The organism is Marivita sp. (assembly GCF_048006345.1).
GTDB lineage: Bacteria > Pseudomonadota > Alphaproteobacteria > Rhodobacterales > Rhodobacteraceae > Marivita.
In genome coordinates, this window is sequence record NZ_CP180351.1 from 109,237 (window position 1) to 126,194 (window position 16,958).

A 16,958-nucleotide genomic window follows, 5' to 3' on the forward strand; every position below is an offset into this window, starting at 1 on the left:
CGGCGGCTCGAATTCCGGTGGTGTGCTGCACCGCTGTGCATGTCGATGATTGCATCTGCCGAATGACCTGTTGCACATCCTGACCATGCAGACCTCGATCCGGATTGTCGTCGTCGAACAGGACCGCGACAGAGCCATAGCCATCGTTGACGCCCTCAAGGACGCCTGTGCCTGCGACGTCCTTGTTGTTGGCGATTCCAGCGGTCTGGAGCGCAAGATCGCAGCATATGGTCCCGATATTGTCTTGATTGATATCGACAATCCGACGCGCGACATGCTGGAGGAACTGACCCTTGCCTCGGGGCCGCTGGAACGGCCCGTGGCGATGTTCGTCTCGGGAAATTCCGACGGTCTGGCGGCAGCGGCGATCGAAGCGGGCGTTTCGGCGTATGTGGTCGACGGGCTTGCACCCGCGCGCATCAAACCTGTGATGGATACGGCCATCGCGCGCTTTGCCATGGTGCGCCAGATGCGCAACGAATTGGCCGAGACGCGGCGCGCGCTGGAAGAGCGCAAGGTCATTGATCGCGCCAAGGGCCTGCTCATGAAGGCCAAGGGCATCGACGAAGACGCGGCCTATGCGCTGTTGCGCAAGACCGCCATGGACCGGGGACGTCGTGTCGCCGATGTGGCCGAGGCGCTGGTCACTGCGGCGGGATTGTTGGGATGACGCGGGTCACGGTTCCTGTCGCCTATATGCCGCTTGTCGATGCTGCGCCGCTGATCGTTGCGCAGGAAATGGGGTTTGCGGATGCAGAAGGTCTCGCGCTTGACCTGATCGCCGCTCCGTCCTGGTCTTCGGTGCGTGACATGCTGGCGTTTGGGCGTGTGGATGCCGCGCATATGCTGTCGCCCGTGCCGATTGCCATGGCGATGGGGCTAGGCGGTGTGGCCACGGCGCTGAGCGCGGTATCGGTCCTGTCGGTCAATGGCAATGTCATTGGCGTCGGTAAGCCGCTGGAAGAGAAGCTCCGCGCCAATGGCTTTGAGTTCGACTTTGCCGATCCTGTGAAAGCCGCGCGCGCCTTGGCCGAAGTTCGGGACAGGCCGATCATCTTTGGCGTGCCTTTCCCGTTTTCGATGCATGTCGAACTTCTGCGGTACTGGAGTGCCGCAACCGATCTTGGGCCTGATGGCATCGTGATCCGCACCGTGCCTCCGCCTTTGATGGCCAATGCCCTTGCTGCTGGCGATGTCGATGCTTTTTGCGTTGGTGAACCTTGGGGGTCTGTCGCGGTGGAGCAGGGTTCGGGCGCGCTTTTGCTGCCCGGTGCCTCCATCTGGAGCTTTGCGCCCGAAAAGGTGCTTGCGGTGCGCACAGCCTGGGCCGAGACCGAACCCGACCTGACAGGGCGCTTGATGCGCGCGGTGTGGCGCGCGGGCCGGTGGCTAGCCGATCCCAATGCCCGATTGGCCGCTGCAACCCTGCTGTCGAGAAAGTCGTATCTCAATGTCTCGTCCGAACTGATCGACCGCGCATTGTCGGGGGATCTGGTGGTTTCAAGCCGGGGCGAGCAGCGATCGGTGGACGGTTTCCTGCTGTTTCACGAGGGGGCGGCGAATTTCCCGTGGCGCAGTCAGGCCAAATGGATTGGGCAGCATCTGGCAGATCATCACAGGCCTGCTGACACGCCGTCCATCGACGCCATTGCCAAGGTCTATCGCACCGATCTCTACAGGATGCATATGGAGGGAACGGGCTGCGATTTGCCCGGTGCCTCTGAAAAGGTCGAAGGGGCGATTCTGCATGCGACGGCCGTTGCTTCTGCGGCTGGCAGTTTGACACTTTTGCCGAACCGCTTTTTCGATGCACGGGTTTTCGACTTTCCCGTGAAATGACCGCCTGTTTTTTGGGCGGTTGATGCGTGTTGCACGGATCCGACCCATTTCCTTAAAGAAAATATTGGGAATCATCGCTGCGCTGCGGCATTGAAGGGACGTGTTCGCAACGGGGCGAGCAAACCGAATTCCTCCCACGACTGGGAACTTCTGAGCAGGGTCGCTCACTTTCCGCCGGAACCATCCGGTGGTCAGTGTCGGCCCTTTTTCTGTTTCTGCGCAGTCTTTTCGCCTCCCCGAAAGACCGCGCGCTTCGAAAGGACATATCATGAGAAAGCTCTTTCTGAGCCTTGTTGCCACCACAGCGCTTGCGAGCCCTTCCTTTGCCGAATTGCTTGAGCTCGAAAAAGACGAACTCACCTTCGGTTTCATCAAGCTGACCGATATGGCACCGCTCGCCGTTGCCTATGAGCAAGGTTATTTCCTGGACGAGGGATTGTTCGTCACGCTGGAGGCGCAGGCCAACTGGAAAGTGCTTCTGGACGGGGTGATCGGCGGCCAGCTTGATGGTGCGCATATGCTTGCGGGTCAGCCATTGGCCGCCACCATCGGCTACGGCACAGAAGCCCATATCGTGACGCCGTTTTCCATGGACCTGAACGGCAATGGCATCACCGTGTCGAACGAGGTCTGGGAAAAGATGCTGCCGCATATTCCGAAAATGGATGATGGCCGCCCGCAGCACCCGATTTCGGCCGAGGCTTTGGTGCCGGTGATCGAAGAGTTCAATTCCAAGGGCCAGCCGTTCAACATGGGCATGGTCTTCCCGGTGTCGACCCACAATTATGAGCTGCGCTATTGGCTGGCCGCCGGGGGCATCAACCCAGGCTACTACAGCCCGGAAAACATCTCGGGACAGATCGGGGCGGAAGTGTTCCTTTCGGTGACGCCGCCGCCGCAAATGCCGGCCACGTTGGAGGCGGGAACGATCCACGGCTATTGCGTGGGTGAGCCGTGGAACCAGCAGGCGGTGTTCAAGGGGATCGGCGTGCCGGTCATCACCGATTATCAGCTGTGGAAGAACAACCCCGAAAAGGTGTTCGGCCTGACCAAGGAATTCACCGAACAGAACCCTAACACCACGCTTGCCATCACCAAAGCGCTGATCCGCGCGGCGATCTGGCTGGACGAGAACGACAACGCCAATCGCCCTGCCGCGGTGGAGATCCTGAGCCGTCCTGAATATGTGGGCGCGGATTACGAGGTGATTGCCAACTCGATGACCGGGTTCTTCGAATTCGAGAAAGGCGACAAGCGCGACATTCCCGATTTCAACGTCTTCTTCCGGTACAACGCCACCTATCCGTTCTATTCGGACGCGGTTTGGTATCTGACGCAGATGCGCCGTTGGGGCCAGATCGACGAGGCCAAGCCGGACAGCTGGTACGACGAGGTCGCGAAATCGGTCTACAAGCCCGAGATCTACCTGCAGGCTGCACGTCTTCTGGTGGATCAGGGACTTGCCAACGAAGCGGACTTTCCGTGGGACAGCGATGGTTACAAGGACCCGACGCCTGCTGCGGATATCATCGACGGCATTCCCTATGATGGCCGCGCCCCCAATGCCTATCTCGAAAGCCTGCCCATCGGCCTGAAGGGCGAGCAGATGGTCGTGGGCAACGAGGTTAAGGGCTGACGAGACCGGTCCGGGCTTCGGCCCGGACCCATCCTTCCGTGAAATCCAGGCTCCGGGTTCAGCCCTGAGCATTTCGCTCCCGCCGATGAGGACGTGCAAGACATGACAACCGTCGATCCCAATTTCGCTGAAACAGAAGACCGCGAGGCGCGCCGCGCCCGGCTTTTCACTCGCATCAATGCGGCCGACAAATGGTTCCAGGTTCTGGGCTTCTCGTGGCTGACACCAGTTCTCAAGGCGGCCGCGGGCGACAACCCGGCGGCGCAGATGAAGGAGATCTGGCGTCTTCTGGCAGTTCCCGTCATCGCCATTGTCGCGTTCCTGATGCTCTGGGGCGTTCTGGCTCCGAAGGTGCAGACATCGCTGGGTGCGGTTCCCGGACCGGCGCAAGTCTGGGCCGAAGCCGTCAACCTGCACCAGGACGCGCAGGCCAAGTCCGAAAGCAAGGCCAAGTTCGAAGCGCAGGTCGCACAGTTGAACGAACGGCGGATTGCGCAGGGCCAGGAACCGGTCGCCCGCGCCTATACCGGTGCGCCGACCTATTACCAGCAGATCTGGACCTCGATCCAGACGGTGTTCTTTGGCTTCCTGATTGCCACCGTGGTTGCGGTGCCGCTTGGGATCGCCGCAGGTCTGTCGCCCATCGCGAATGCGGCGTTGAACCCGCTTATCCAGATCTTCAAACCGGTTTCGCCGCTGGCCTGGTTGCCGATCGTCACGATGATCGTGTCAGCGCTTGCCGCCTCGAATGACGGTCTTTTGCCGAAAAGCTTTGTGATCTCGGCTGTCACCGTCACGTTGTGTTCGCTCTGGCCGACGCTCATCAACACCGCGCTGGGTGTCGCGAGCATCGACAAGGATCTCGTGAACGTCTCCAAGGTTCTCAAGATGAACACCTGGACCAAGATCACCAAACTGGTCCTGCCTTCGGCGCTGCCGCTCATCTTTACCGGGCTGCGTCTGTCGTTGGGTGTGGGCTGGATGGTTCTGATCGCGGCGGAAATGCTGGCGCAGAACCCGGGTCTTGGCAAATTCGTCTGGGACGAGTTCCAGAACGGTTCGAGTTCGAGCCTCGCCCGGATCATGGTTGCCGTGCTGACCATCGGGGTCATCGGCTTCCTACTGGACCGCGTGATGTATGCTCTGCAGTCGCTCTTCACTTTCACGAACACCCGATGATCCGCGTTCAAGCAGCGAAGCAGTCGCGCGAAAGGACAAATCCATGGGTATTTTGACACTCAACTCCGTGAGCAAGAGCTTTGGGACTGGCACCCATGCCACCCATGTTCTCAAGGATATCACCCTTGATGTGCAGGAGGGCGAGTTCCTTGTCCTTCTTGGGTTCTCCGGCACGGGCAAGACAACTCTGATCAACCTGATGGCCGGTCTTGAGAAACCCTCCAAGGGAACGGTCACTTTCAAGGGTGCGCCGATTACCGAACCAAGCCCGGAACGGGGCGTGATCTTTCAAAGCTATTCGCTGATGCCGTGGCTGACGGTGAGTGGGAATGTCGGACTGGCCGTGGACACGGTGTTTCCTGATCTGAGCAAAGCCGAGAAGGCCGAAAAGGTCGCGCATTATGTCAAGATGGTGGGCCTGAGCCATGCCGCGACGCGCCGTCCGGCGGAATTGTCAGGCGGTATGCGGCAGCGGGTCAACGTGGCCCGTGCTTTGGCGATGAACCCCGAGATGCTGCTCTTGGACGAACCGCTTTCTGCGCTCGATGCACTGACACGGGCCAATCTGGCCGATGAGATCGAAGGCATATGGGAAGCCGACAAGAAGACATGCGTCTTGATCACAAACGATGTGGACGAGGCGATCATTCTTGCCGACCGCATCATCGCGCTGAACCCGGACGGCACATTGGGCGAAGAGTTCAAGGTCAGTATCCCGCGTCCCCGCGACCGGATCGAGATGAACACCAACGTCACGTTCAAGCGATTGCGCGCGGATGTCACCAAATACCTGATGGATGTGGGGATCGAGGCCAAGATCGAGGGGACGCGGCACTTGCCGAATGTAACCCCGATCCACGGTTTGCCAGCGGCGGTGAAAGACGCGCAGCAGGGTCTGATCGAAAGCCGGTTCCTGGATTTCTCGCAGTTGCACAAGGTCTACCCAACGCCAAAAGGGCCGCTGACCGTGGTCGAGGATTTCGATCTCAAGATTGATCGGGGCGAGTTTGTCAGCCTGATCGGCCATTCTGGGTGCGGCAAGTCCACGGTGCTGACAATGGCCGCCGGTCTCAATTCGATCTCGAAAGGCGCGATCAAGCTGGATGGCCGCCATGTCGAAGGCGCGGATCCCGAACGTGCGGTGGTGTTTCAGTCCCCGAACCTTTTTCCGTGGCTGTCGGCCCGCGAGAATTGCGCCATTGGGGTCGACAAGGTGTACCCAAAGGCGTCCCAGCCCGAGCGGCAGGACGTGGTGGAATACTACCTTGAGCGCGTTGGTCTGGCGGATGCGATGGACAAGCCAGCCAGGGATATGTCGAACGGGATGCAGCAACGGGTCGGCATTGCGCGGGCGTTTGCGCTGTCCCCGAAGTTGCTGTTGTTGGACGAGCCGTTCGGCATGCTTGACAGCCTGACACGCTGGGAATTGCAGGAAGTGCTGATGGAGGTCTGGTCCCGGACCAAGGTCACCGCGATCTGTGTGACCCATGATGTGGACGAGGCGATCCTGTTGGCGGACCGTGTGGTCATGATGACGAACGGACCGCAGGCGACCATTGGCAAGATCGTTCCGGTGGACCTGCCGCGCCCACGCACTCGCAAGGCGCTTCTCGAACATCCTGACTACTACAGTTACCGCCAGGAGGTTCTTGATTTCCTTGAAGAGTATGAACACGGCGCAAAGCCCAAGTCCAAACTTGCGGCCCCCAAAGCGGTCGCGGCGGAGTGATCTCATGACCAAACAGAAGCTTATCGTGATCGGTGCGGGCATGGCGACAGGGCGGATGCTGGAGCATCTGACGGACGCCGCGCCTGACGCCTATGACATCACGCTGTTCAACGCGGAACCGCGTGGCAATTACAACCGGATCATGCTCAGCCCAGTGCTGGCGGGGGATAAGACCTACGACGAGATCATCACCCATGATGACGCGTGGTATGCCGCGCGCGGTATCACCTGCCGCTTTGGCGAGGCCGTGGCCGGGATCGACCGTTCGGCCAAGACCGTAACCGCAGCGAACGGCGATGTGCTGACCTATGACAAGCTGGTGTTCGGCACCGGGTCGACCCCGTTCATGATCCCGCTTCCGGGACATGACCTTGAGGGTGTGATCGCCTATCGCGATCTTGAAGACACCGAAGCCATGATGGCCATGGGGCCGGGCAAGAAGGTGGTCGTGATCGGCGGTGGCCTGCTGGGCCTGGAAGCCGCCGCTGGCATGGCGGCGCGGGGTGTGGAGGTCACGGTCGTCCACATCATGGGCCATCTGATGGAGCGGCAGTTGGACGAAGCCGCAGGGTACCTGCTGAAATCCTCGCTTGAGGCCAAGGGCATCACCGTCAGGCTGCGCGCCAATTCCAAGGAAATTCTTGGTACCGCGGGCAGGGTGCGGGGGTTGATGCTGGATGATGGGACGGAACTGCCCTGCGATCTGCTGGTGATGGCGGTGGGCATCCGACCCAATGTCGCGCTGGCGCAAAGTGCCGGTCTGGCTGTGGGCAAGGGCATCAATGTCGATGACCAGATGCTCACGTCGGATGCAAATGTGCTGGCCATCGGAGAATGTGTCGAGCATGACGGCGCGCTGTTCGGGCTTGTTGCACCGCTTTACGACCAAGCCAAGGTTGCGGCCCAGACTCTGTTGGGCGAAGCGGCAGTTTTCAAGCAAAAGACGCTGTCGACGAAACTCAAGGTCACGGGATGTGATCTGTTCTCCGCCGGGGATTTCGCTGACGGGGAGGGGCGCGAAGACATTGTTTTCCGTGACCCCGCCCGCGGCGTCTACAAGCGTTTGGTCATCGAAGGCACGCGGCTTGTCGGGGCTGTCATGTATGGCGACACCGCCGACAGTACGTGGTTCTTTGGCCTGATCCAATCGGGTGAAAACATCTCGAAGATTCGTGAGACGTTGATCTTTGGCCCGGCCTATCAGGGAGGTGTCTCTGTGGACCCTCTCTCAGCCGTTGCAGCATTGCCGCCTGAGGCGGAAATTTGCGGCTGCAACGGCATTTGCAAAGGCACCATCGTCACAGCTATTGAAGGGGGTGCGTCTGATCTGGGTGCCGTGCGCACCACAACCAAGGCCAGCGCCTCCTGCGGCACCTGCACAGGGCTGGTGGAACAGCTGCTCCAGCTTACGCTGGGAGACCAGTTCCAGAAGCCCGCAGCGCAGCCCATCTGCGGCTGCTGTGACCTGACCCACGAGGACGTGCGCCGTCTGATCAAGTCGCAAGAGCTGAAATCGCAGGAAGCCGTCTGGCAGGAGTTGGGCTGGAAGACCCGCAATGGCTGCCATGTCTGCCGCCCGGCGGTGAACTTCTACCTGCTGGCCGACTGGCCGCTTGAGTATCAGGACGATCCGCAAAGCCGTTTCGTCAACGAACGCAAACACGCCAATATTCAGAAGGATGGCACTTTCAGCGTCGTGCCTCGGATGTGGGGTGGGATCACCACCCCGACCGAATTGCGCGCCATCGCGGACGCGGCGGACAAGTACAATGTGCCGACGGTCAAGGTGACGGGTGGGCAGCGGATCGACCTGCTGGGTGTGAAAGGCGAGGATCTGCCGTTTATCTGGGCCGATCTGAACAAGGCCGGTCTGGTGTCCGGGCACGCCTATTCCAAGGGGCTTCGCACGGTGAAAACCTGCGTGGGCACCGATCACTGCCGGTTTGGCACGCAGGACAGCACCGGGCTTGGCATCAAGTTGGAGCAGACGCTTTGGGGGTCTTGGACACCGCACAAGGTCAAGCTGGCGGTCTCGGGCTGCCCGCGCAACTGTGCCGAAGCCACCTGCAAGGATGTGGGTATTGTCTGTGTGGACAGCGGGTACCAAGTCGGGGTTGCCGGTGCGGCTGGCATGGATGTGAAAGAGACCGAGCGGCTTTGCGACGTTCCAACCGAAGCCGAGGCCATCGATGTCACGGTCGCGTTCATTCAGCTTTACCGCGAAAACGCCAAATACCTCGACCGGCCCTACAAATGGGTGGCCAAGGTCGGGCTTGATTGGGTCAAGTCGCGTGTGGTGGACGATCTGGACGAACGCGCGCGGCTGATCGCGGCGTTCGAGCTGTCCCAGTCGATTTACCGCAAGGACCCCTGGGCCGAGCATGCCAAGCAGGCTGAAGCTTATCAACCGCTGGCCGATCTGACATTGGAGGCTGCGGAATGAGCTGGATCGACATCTGTGCCATCGGCGACATCCCCCTGCGCGGGGCGCGCAAGATCAAGACCGCGCTGGGATGCGTGGCGGTGTTTCGCACCGACGTGCAAGAGGTGTTTGCAGCGACCAACAGCTGCCCCCACAAGGGCGGTCCGCTGTCCGAAGGGATCGTGCATGGGCAATCGGTGACCTGTCCGCTGCACAACTGGGTCTTTGACCTGAACACGGGGCAGGCCAAAGGCGAAGACGGGGCCATCACCACCTTCCCCGTGCAAGTCCGCGAGGGCCGTGTCTGGATTGACGGCACACGCCTTGTGGCGCGGAGTGCCGCGTGATGGACGGCAGCGGCCTGCCGGAGATACGATCCACCTGTCCCTATTGCGGGGTGGGATGCGGCGTTCTCTTGCGCCCCGACGGACAGGGCGGTCTGCACGTCCGGGGTGACCCGGAGCACCCGGCGAACTTTGGGCGGCTGTGCTCGAAAGGGGCGGCGCTGGGCGAGACTGTGGGGCTGGGTCATCGGCTGTTGGCCCCACGGGTCTCCGGTGTCGACACGGATTGGGACAGCGCATTGCAACTGGTGGCAGACAGATTTGCCGAAACCATCGCAGAGCACGGTCCTGATAGCACCGCATTCTACGTGTCGGGGCAGCTGCTGACCGAGGATTATTACGTCGCCAACAAGCTGATGAAGGGCTTCATCGGCTCTGCCAATATCGACACCAATTCGCGGCTCTGCATGGCGTCGTCCGTGGCCGGGCACAAACGCGCCTTTGGCAGCGATACGGTTCCCGGCTCGTACGAGGATTTGGACGAGGCCGACCTTGTCGTGCTGGTCGGATCGAACCTCGCCTGGTGCCATCCGGTGCTGTACCAGCGCTTGATCGCGGCCCGCAATGCGCGCGGTACCAAGATTGTTGTGGTCGATCCGCGCCGCACGGCGAGCTGTGATGCGGCGGACATGCATCTCGCGATCCAGCCCGGATCGGATGTGGCGCTGTTCAATCGTCTGTTTGCCACGCTTTACGAAGGCGGTGCGCTGGACAAGGCCTTCATCGCCCGGACCACCGGCTTTGATGCCGCACTGCATGCCGCGCAACATGACACGGCCGCGCCGACCGGATTGCCCGAAGCTCAGATCGCCGCCTTTTGTGATCTGTGGATGCGCACCGAAAAGGTCGTCACGATTTATTCCCAAGGGGTCAATCAATCGACGTCGGGGTCTGACAAGGTCAACGCGATCCTCAATTGCCATCTGGCGACAGGTCGGATCGGACAACCGGGCTGTGGCCCGCTGTCTGTCACCGGACAACCCAATGCCATGGGGGGCCGCGAGGTGGGTGGGCTGGCCAACATGCTGGCCTGTCATCTTGATCTTGAAAACGCCGACCACCGGTCCGTGGTGCGTGGGTTCTGGGGGGCAGGTCCGCTGCCCGAAGCGCCCGGGCTCAAGGCCGTCGACATGTTTCGCGCGGTGGGTGAGGGGCGGATCAAGGCGCTCTGGATCATTCACACGAACCCTGCGGTTTCGATGCCAGAGGCGGATGCAGTACGAGATGCGATTGCCGCCTGTCCCTTTACGGTTGTCAGCGACATCACCGACCAGACCGACACCGCGCGATTGGCCGATGTGCTGCTTCCCGCAACGGCCTGGGCTGAGAAAGATGGTACCGTTACGAATTCGGATCGCACCATCAGCCGCCAGCGCAGCGTTCTGCCCGCACCCGGTCTGGCGCGCCCGGATTGGCACATCCTTGCCGAGGTTGGTCGCCGCATGGGTTTCGAGGCGGCGTTTGACTACGCCAGCGAGACGGAGATCTTTCGCGAATACGCCACACTGTCAGGGCTTGCCGGCCAAATGGGTCGGGATTTCGATATCTCCGCACTCTCAGCGCTGACAGACACGGACTATGACACGCTGGAGCCGCAACGCTGGCCGATCACGCAGACGCGCAAGGGCGGACGCTTTTTCGCGGACGGGCAGTTCTTTACACCCGATGGCAAGGCCCGGTTGCTGCCGGTGTCATGGCGACCACCTGCCGCCAAGACAGAGCCGCGCTATCCGTTCCGGCTCAACACAGGCCGGTTGCGCGATCAGTGGCACACCATGACGCGCACGGCGCTCAGCCCGCGCTTGTCGGCGCATCTGGCGGAGCCGTTTGTGGACATTCACCCGCTTGATGCCCAACGGTTGGGCATCGAAAGGTCAGACCTCGTGACCCTAAATAGCCCGCATGGCAGCGCGATCCTGCGTGCCCGCATTTCGGACGCGGTGCAGGTGGGGCAGGTCTTTGCGCCCATGCACTGGACGGGAGAAACGGCACCGTCGGCGCGGATTGACGCGGTGGTGGCGGCGGCATGTGATCCGGTGTCCGGCCAACCCGAAAGCAAGGCCAGCGTGGTTGCTGTCAGCCGGTATGACGCCGCATGGTACGGTTTTGCCGTGGCCCGCGATCCGATGGTGTTGACCAGCGACTACTGGGCTTTGGCCCGCACCACCCATGGATACCGCGCAGAACTGGCAGGCATCTCGCCCATCGCGGATTGGGAGAGCGAGGCGCGGCGCCTTTTCGCAGCCCCCGATGCGACGCTGGTCACGATGATCGATGCCAGGCTGGGGCATGCACGGATGGTGTTGCATCGCGATGGTATCATGATCGGGGCGCTCTTTGCGGCGGCCACGCCGGTTGCAGTGATGCGCGACTACCTTGCGACCCTGCCGGGCACCGACGGCGCGGGTGCCATCACGGGCCGGACGCCAGCGGATGTGCCTGATCCGGGGCCAGTTCTGTGTTCCTGTTTCGGGATTGGGGTCAACAGCATCGTGACGGCGATAGAAACCCAAGGTCTGATGAGCGTCGACCAGATCGGTGCAAGCCTCAATGCGGGAACGAATTGCGGGTCGTGCCGACCTGAACTTGCGGATCTGCTGGATCGGGTTCGCCTGCGCGAGGCGGCGGAATGAGCTTGGCCCTGCATGTCCAGACCTTGGGCCGGGGACCGGGGCGGTCTCGTGCCTTGACCGAAGACGAAGCGTCGGATGCCATGCGCCTTATGCTGCAGGGCGATGCCGCACCGGAGGCTGTGGGGGCTTTGCTGATGCTCTTGCGGATGAAGGGTGAAACCGCAGAAGAGATCGCCGGGTTCGCGCGCGCGGCGCAGGCAGGTTTGCCGGATTTGCCAACCGCCGATCTGGACTGGCCGAGCTATGCAGCGGGCCGCACGCGCGGAGCACCGTGGTTTCTATGCGCCGCCCGGATGGTGGCTGATGAGGGGCACCGCGTGCTGTTGCATGGCTGGAACTGGACAGACCCGAAAGTGCGCGCAGGTCTGGCAACGGCTGGCATCGGCATCGCGACCAATCCCGATCATGCGGCGTCCCTGTTGGACACAGACCGTATTGCCTATCTGCCGCTGGAAACCTTCCATCCTGCGCTGTTTCGGCTTCTGACATTGCGCGATGTTCTGGGACTGCGGTCCTGCATCAACACGGTCTGCCGCATGCTGAACCCCGCTGCTGCTTCGGCCAGCGTTCAGGGGGTGTTTCACCCGTCCTACCGGTTGCTTCAGGCGGAGGCGGCACAGATCCTGGGTTGGAATGCCTTGACCGTCATCAAGGGCGGCGGTGGCGAGTTCGAGCGTCACCCTGCCAAGGACATCGCAGCGTTCGGCTTGCGTGGCGGAACGCTTTGGGACGGCACATTGCCAGCCGTTGTTGAGGACACACGTCGGCTGTCGGAACCGACCGGCGACAGTCTGGATGCGCATTGGATCACTCAAACGCCGGATGCGTTCGAACGCGCCGTGGTGGATGCCACGGCCGCTGCCGCCTTTGACACGTTGGGCGTATGTACCGTGCCCGCTCACATTGCGCAAACCGCTGCCTGAAAAAAGGACATGCACATGAGATCCTTTCCCACCTACCTTCGCAGCACCGGACCCAACGGCGCGACTGTCGTAGGTGCGCCCGACAAAAAACCGTGTGGCCACATTTCCCTTGTGGGCGCCGGACCGGGCGCACGGGACCTTTTGACCCTGCGTGCCGTTGAACGGCTGCAAGATGCCGACGTGATCTTTTACGACCGGTTGGTTGATCCAGAGGTGCTTGAGCTTGCGCGGCCTGACACAGAGCTGGTCTTTGTGGGCAAGCACGTGGGTGCCCATGCATGGCCGCAAGACAGGATCTGCGCGATGATCGTGGCTGAAGCCGTGAAAGGCCGTAAGGTCGTGCGGCTCAAGTCGGGCGACCCCGGCATTTTTGGCCGCGCCAGCGAAGAGTTGGAGGCGGCAAGGGCTGCTGGCGTTTCCATTGATCTGGTTCCCGGTGTCACGGCCGCCTCGGCCGCAGGGGCGGCTTTGGGCCACAGCCTGACAGAGCGGGGGGTCACCGATACGCTTGTGATCACGACAGGGACGGGCTCTTCCGACAATCCGGTTCCCGACAGCACGCGCTTGGCTGGACCGGGCACGACAACGGCGTTCTACATGTCGGTCGGGCAGGCGGGCCGGATCGCCCAATCCCTGATGGATCAAGGTTTGCCGCGCCACAGTCCCGTCGATCTCTGTGCGAATGTCTCCAAACACAACGAGTGCCTCATCCGCACAACCATCGAGGCCCTTCCCAAAACGATCGAGGAGCACAAGATCAAGAGCGGTGCGATCATTCTGGTCAGTTGGCCAATGTCAGAAGCACATTCAACGGTTGGCGAACTGGGCGTCCTGCACCATGAGCGCCTTCGTGCGATTGCAAGCTGATTTCAAAGCGCCTTGCCGCCTCAACCTCGGGACGCGACACGCGCCTGATAGGCTTCGAGTTCGCCCATAAGGGCCAGCCCGGTCGGCCTGCCAAGGCGTTCGCAATACGCAGTCCAAATCGCGCCGAAGGGCAGGTCTTTGAACTCTTCCGTCAATGTCAGCCGCGCTGTGAAATCAAGGGTGTTTTCTGCGGTGCGAAGCCGATCCCAAGGCATCAACAGCGCGCGCAGAAGGGCCTTCTGCATGTTCCTGACCCCGATCACCCACGCGGCTGTCCGGCTGATCGTTGCGTCGAAGAAGTCGAGGCCGATGAAGGTCCGCTCCAGCAGGTTGGCGCTGACCAGCTCTTGGGCCATGGCGAGAATATCGTCGTTCTGCAAGATGACGTGGTCGCTGTCCCACCGCATCGGGCGCGAGACGTGTAGGAGGATCTGCGGAAGCGACAGCGCAACCGCGCTCAGCTTGTCGGCGATGTTTTCAGTGGGGTGGAAATGCCCCATGTCGAGGCAGAGAAGCGTGCCCTTGCGGATCGCGTAGCCCATATAGAACTCGTGACTTCCCACGGTGCAGGCCTCAACACCGATGCCAAAAAGTTTCGACTCGACCGCGTCCAACATCAGCGCGGGATCTTGTTCAGGCGCGAGCATTTCGTCGAGCGACGCTTCGAGCCGCTGTCTCGCGGCCATGCGGTCCACAGGGATGTCCTTGTAACCGTCGGGCACCCAGATGTTGTTCACACACACGCTGCCAAGCTCTGAACCGATGCGCGCGGCGATGTCCCGCGTGCGCTTCCCGTGTTCGATCCAGAAGTCGCGAATGCCTTTTTCCGGGTGCGACAGCGTCAGGTTGTCATCCGCCTTGGCGTGGGCAAAAAACGTCGGGTTGAAGTCAAGTCCGATGCCCTGTGCTTTGGCCCAATCGACCCACGGCGCAAAATGCCTGTATTCGATCTCGTCGCGGTCCGGGAACTCGTCGGTGTCCATGTACATGGCATGCAGGTTGAGCCGGTGCTTGCCCGGGATCATGGAATAGGCAAATTCCAGATCGGCGCGCAGCTCGTCCGGCGTGCGTGCCCGTCCGGGATGGTTACCGGTTGCCTGTATGCCACCGCCCGAGGACCCGGTTTTCTTCTCGAAGCCGACAACGTCGTCGCCTTGCCAGCAATGCATCGAGATCGGGATCGTCGCCAGCCGCGCAAGCGCCGCCTCGGTATCCACGCCCCACTCTGCGAATGCCGCTTTTGCGGTGTCGTAGCTCATGACAATCCTCCGTTTTCAGAGTTCAGCGCGTAAACGACTGCACGTTTCCGGCATCCACATTCAGGATGTTTCCGGTGGATTTGGACGAGGTTTCGGCTGCGAAGAAATAGCAGGCCTCTGCAACGTCCTCCGGCAGGACCGAGCGTTTGAGCATCGAGCGGTTGCGGTACATCTCCTCGAGGCCCTCTTTGTCGGTGCCGTAGGTCGACGCCCGCTGATCAAGCCACTCGCCTTCCCATATCTTCGAGCCACGCAGCACGGCATCCGGGTTTACGACATTCACGCGGATGCCCGCCTCGGCGCCCTCGAGCGCAAGGCAGCGGGCCAGATGGATTTCCGAGGCTTTGGCAGTGCAATAGGCCGACGCGTTTGGTGAGGCAGCAAGGCCATTCTTCGAAGCGACGAAAACGATCGACCCACCCATGTCCTGCACGCGCATCAGCTTGAACGCTTCACGGCTGACCAGAAAATAGCCGGTGCTGAGGATCTCCATGTTCTTGTTCCAGAGCGCAAGCGTGGTCTGCTCAACCGGCGCCGAGGAGGCGATCCCCGCGTTTGAAACCAGAATATCGATCCCGCCGAACTCCACTGCGGCTTCGGCAAAGGCCGTTGCTACCGCGTCTTCGTTCGTGACATCCATCATCACAGACCGCACCACGTCGCCACCGTAGGCTTGCGTGAGGGCGTCTTGCGCGACGTTCAGGTTTTCGGCGTTGATGTCGGCGAGAACGACGCAGGCACCCTCAGACAAGTACCGCTGGGCTGTGGCGACGCCGATTCCGCCGGCTCCTCCGGTGACAAGTGCAACGCGGCCGGCAAGCGACTTTGGTTTGGGCATGCGCTGCAGCTTTGCCTCTTCGAGGAGCCAATACTCGATGTCGAACGCCTCTTGTTCTGGCAGTCCCTGGTATTCGCTGACTGCGGATGCGCCCCGCATCACGTTGATCGCGTTGACGTAGAATTCGCCGGAGATCCGCGCTGTCGCCTTGTCTTTCGCAAAGGTGATCATTCCCACGCCGGGCACGAGGTAAACGACGGCATTGGGGTCGCGCAGCGCCGGGCTGTCACTGTGTTTGCATCGCTCGTAATAGGCCTTGTAGTCTTCGCGATACGCGTCGATCTGTGCCGCCAGCCCTGCAAGAACCTCGTCGAGATCGCCCTTGGCAGGGTCGAAGTCGACGACGAGCGGACGGATTTTCGTCCGCAGGAAGTGATCAGGGCAGGAGGTGCCGAGGGCAGCCAGTTCTTCCATATTCTGAGAATTCACGAATTCCAGAACGGCAGGGCTGTCGTTGAAATGCCCGACCATATGCTGGTTTCCGCTGACAAACCCCCGAATGGCCGGCATGAGCCGAGCCGCCACGTCGCCGCGGGCGGCGTCATCGAGTGAGGCGTGTTTGGCACCGCCAAATGCCGGAATGCCCGATGTGCGCTCATGCAGCCATTCTGTCGCGCGATTGATCACGTCGATTGTGGTGTCGTAGCAGTCCTTCGCGGTGTCGGCCCACGTGAACAGGCCGTGGCTTTCCAGCACGACGCCATCCGCATCCGGGTTTTCGAGGCAGAATTTCTCGAGCCAAAGGCCCAACTCGTAGCCCGGGCGTTTCCACGGCAGCCAGCCGATGCGCGCGCCGAAGATCTCCCGTGTCAGGTCTTTCGAATTCTTTGACGCGGCGATGGCGATAATCGCGTCGGCATGGACATGGTCGACATGCTTGCGCGGCACGTAGGCATGGAGCGGCGTATCAATGGAAGCCGCGCGCGGGTTCAGTTTGAAGGTGCAATGGGGAAGGTAGCCCACCATTTCATCTTCATGCTCGACACCGCGGTAAAGCGATCGCAGGGAATTGAGCTTGTCCATGTAGAGCGTCGCAAACCCATCCATCCTGATCGAGCCGATGTCGCCGCCGGAGCCCTTCACCCAAAGCACCTCGACTTCCTGACCCGTCAGCGGATCCGTTTCCATCACCTTGGCCGAGGTGTTGCCGCCGCCGTAATTGGTCACACGTTTGTCTGACCCGAGAATGTTCGATCGATAGAGAAGCAGCTCCGATTCGCTCATCCCGCTTGCCGCTTCAACGTTCCAGCGGTTCTCAAGCAACGGATTGTCGACCGATTTCAACATGA

Annotated in this window: 12 protein-coding genes; 10 read left to right on the plus strand and 2 right to left on the minus strand. The window is 61.2% G+C overall.

Features of this window, described 5'->3' with window-relative positions:
• Positions 1 to 85: 85 nt before the first annotated feature.
• The 10 genes from ACMVPR_RS00555 to cobA all read left to right on the plus strand — a co-directional run bounded on the left by ACMVPR_RS00555 (position 86) and on the right by cobA (position 13,572).
• Entirely contained in the window at positions 86 to 670 is a 585-nt protein-coding gene (locus ACMVPR_RS00555) for an ANTAR domain-containing response regulator (RefSeq protein ID WP_300580669.1), read from the plus strand.
• Positions 667 to 1,839: a CmpA/NrtA family ABC transporter substrate-binding protein gene (locus ACMVPR_RS00560; RefSeq protein ID WP_416881256.1), complete on the plus strand. Its 1,173-nt coding sequence runs from the start codon at positions 667 to 669 to the stop codon at positions 1,837 to 1,839. The genes ACMVPR_RS00555 and ACMVPR_RS00560 overlap by 4 nt, the downstream gene beginning before the upstream one ends.
• A gap of 268 nt (positions 1,840 to 2,107) precedes the next feature.
• Entirely contained in the window at positions 2,108 to 3,475 is a 1,368-nt protein-coding gene (locus ACMVPR_RS00565; protein ID WP_416881257.1) for a CmpA/NrtA family ABC transporter substrate-binding protein, read from the plus strand.
• A gap of 102 nt (positions 3,476 to 3,577) precedes the next feature.
• The gene (locus ACMVPR_RS00570; RefSeq protein ID WP_300581205.1) at positions 3,578 to 4,654 is read left to right on the plus strand and encodes an ABC transporter permease; all 1,077 of its coding nucleotides are present in this window, start codon (positions 3,578 to 3,580) and stop codon (positions 4,652 to 4,654) included.
• Positions 4,655 to 4,697: 43 nt separating this feature from the next.
• Positions 4,698 to 6,383, plus strand: coding sequence for an ABC transporter ATP-binding protein (locus ACMVPR_RS00575; protein WP_416881258.1), 1,686 nt, complete (start codon positions 4,698 to 4,700; stop codon positions 6,381 to 6,383).
• A 4-nt stretch (positions 6,384 to 6,387) separates the two neighbouring features.
• On the plus strand, positions 6,388 to 8,826 hold the full coding sequence (gene nirB / locus ACMVPR_RS00580; RefSeq protein WP_416881259.1) for a nitrite reductase large subunit NirB: 2,439 nt from the start codon (positions 6,388 to 6,390) through the stop codon (positions 8,824 to 8,826).
• On the plus strand, positions 8,823 to 9,152 hold the full coding sequence (gene nirD / locus ACMVPR_RS00585) for a nitrite reductase small subunit NirD (protein ID WP_416881260.1): 330 nt from the start codon (positions 8,823 to 8,825) through the stop codon (positions 9,150 to 9,152). The genes nirB and nirD overlap by 4 nt, the downstream gene beginning before the upstream one ends.
• Positions 9,152 to 11,782 carry a molybdopterin-dependent oxidoreductase gene (locus ACMVPR_RS00590; protein WP_416884593.1) on the plus strand — a complete coding sequence of 877 codons (2,631 nt, stop codon included), beginning with the start codon at positions 9,152 to 9,154 and terminating at the stop codon, positions 11,780 to 11,782. Before nirD ends, ACMVPR_RS00590 begins: the two co-directional genes overlap by 1 nt.
• The gene (locus ACMVPR_RS00595) at positions 11,779 to 12,705 is read left to right on the plus strand and encodes a glycosyl transferase family protein (protein WP_416881261.1); all 927 of its coding nucleotides are present in this window, start codon (positions 11,779 to 11,781) and stop codon (positions 12,703 to 12,705) included. Before ACMVPR_RS00590 ends, ACMVPR_RS00595 begins: the two co-directional genes overlap by 4 nt.
• Before the next feature lie 15 nt (positions 12,706 to 12,720).
• A complete protein-coding gene (gene cobA, locus ACMVPR_RS00600; protein WP_416881262.1) occupies positions 12,721 to 13,572 on the plus strand; it encodes a uroporphyrinogen-III C-methyltransferase in 852 nt (283 codons plus the stop codon).
• Positions 13,573 to 13,592: 20 nt separating this feature from the next.
• Here the strand turns inward: cobA and ACMVPR_RS00605 are convergent, their stop codons facing one another.
• Both ACMVPR_RS00605 and ACMVPR_RS00610 read right to left on the minus strand, forming a co-directional pair.
• Positions 13,593 to 14,831, minus strand: a complete 1,239-nt coding sequence (locus tag ACMVPR_RS00605; protein ID WP_416881263.1) for an L-rhamnose isomerase — start codon at positions 14,829 to 14,831, stop codon at positions 13,593 to 13,595.
• A 22-nt stretch (positions 14,832 to 14,853) separates the two neighbouring features.
• Positions 14,854 to 16,956 carry a bifunctional rhamnulose-1-phosphate aldolase/short-chain dehydrogenase gene (locus tag ACMVPR_RS00610; protein WP_416881264.1) on the minus strand — a complete coding sequence of 701 codons (2,103 nt, stop codon included), beginning with the start codon at positions 16,954 to 16,956 and terminating at the stop codon, positions 14,854 to 14,856.
• Positions 16,957 to 16,958: the final 2 nt, after the last annotated feature.

What these genes read in the sequence shown, in the direction of transcription:
- ACMVPR_RS00555 (WP_300580669.1), top strand. Translation starts at nt 86, where the DNA reads ATGCAGACCTCGATCCGGATTGTCGTCGTCGAACAGGACCGCGACAGA.
- ACMVPR_RS00560 (WP_416881256.1), top strand. Translation starts at nt 667, where the DNA reads ATGACGCGGGTCACGGTTCCTGTCGCCTATATGCCGCTTGTCGATGCT.
- ACMVPR_RS00565 (WP_416881257.1), top strand. Translation starts at nt 2,108, where the DNA reads ATGAGAAAGCTCTTTCTGAGCCTTGTTGCCACCACAGCGCTTGCGAGC.
- ACMVPR_RS00570 (WP_300581205.1), top strand. Translation starts at nt 3,578, where the DNA reads ATGACAACCGTCGATCCCAATTTCGCTGAAACAGAAGACCGCGAGGCG.
- ACMVPR_RS00575 (WP_416881258.1), top strand. Translation starts at nt 4,698, where the DNA reads ATGGGTATTTTGACACTCAACTCCGTGAGCAAGAGCTTTGGGACTGGC.
- nirB (WP_416881259.1), top strand. Translation starts at nt 6,388, where the DNA reads ATGACCAAACAGAAGCTTATCGTGATCGGTGCGGGCATGGCGACAGGG.
- nirD (WP_416881260.1), top strand. Translation starts at nt 8,823, where the DNA reads ATGAGCTGGATCGACATCTGTGCCATCGGCGACATCCCCCTGCGCGGG.
- ACMVPR_RS00590 (WP_416884593.1), top strand. Translation starts at nt 9,152, where the DNA reads ATGGACGGCAGCGGCCTGCCGGAGATACGATCCACCTGTCCCTATTGC.
- ACMVPR_RS00595 (WP_416881261.1), top strand. Translation starts at nt 11,779, where the DNA reads ATGAGCTTGGCCCTGCATGTCCAGACCTTGGGCCGGGGACCGGGGCGG.
- cobA (WP_416881262.1), top strand. Translation starts at nt 12,721, where the DNA reads ATGAGATCCTTTCCCACCTACCTTCGCAGCACCGGACCCAACGGCGCG.
- ACMVPR_RS00605 (WP_416881263.1), bottom strand. Translation starts at nt 14,831, where the DNA reads ATGAGCTACGACACCGCAAAAGCGGCATTCGCAGAGTGGGGCGTGGAT.
- ACMVPR_RS00610 (WP_416881264.1), bottom strand. Translation starts at nt 16,956, where the DNA reads ATGTTGAAATCGGTCGACAATCCGTTGCTTGAGAACCGCTGGAACGTT.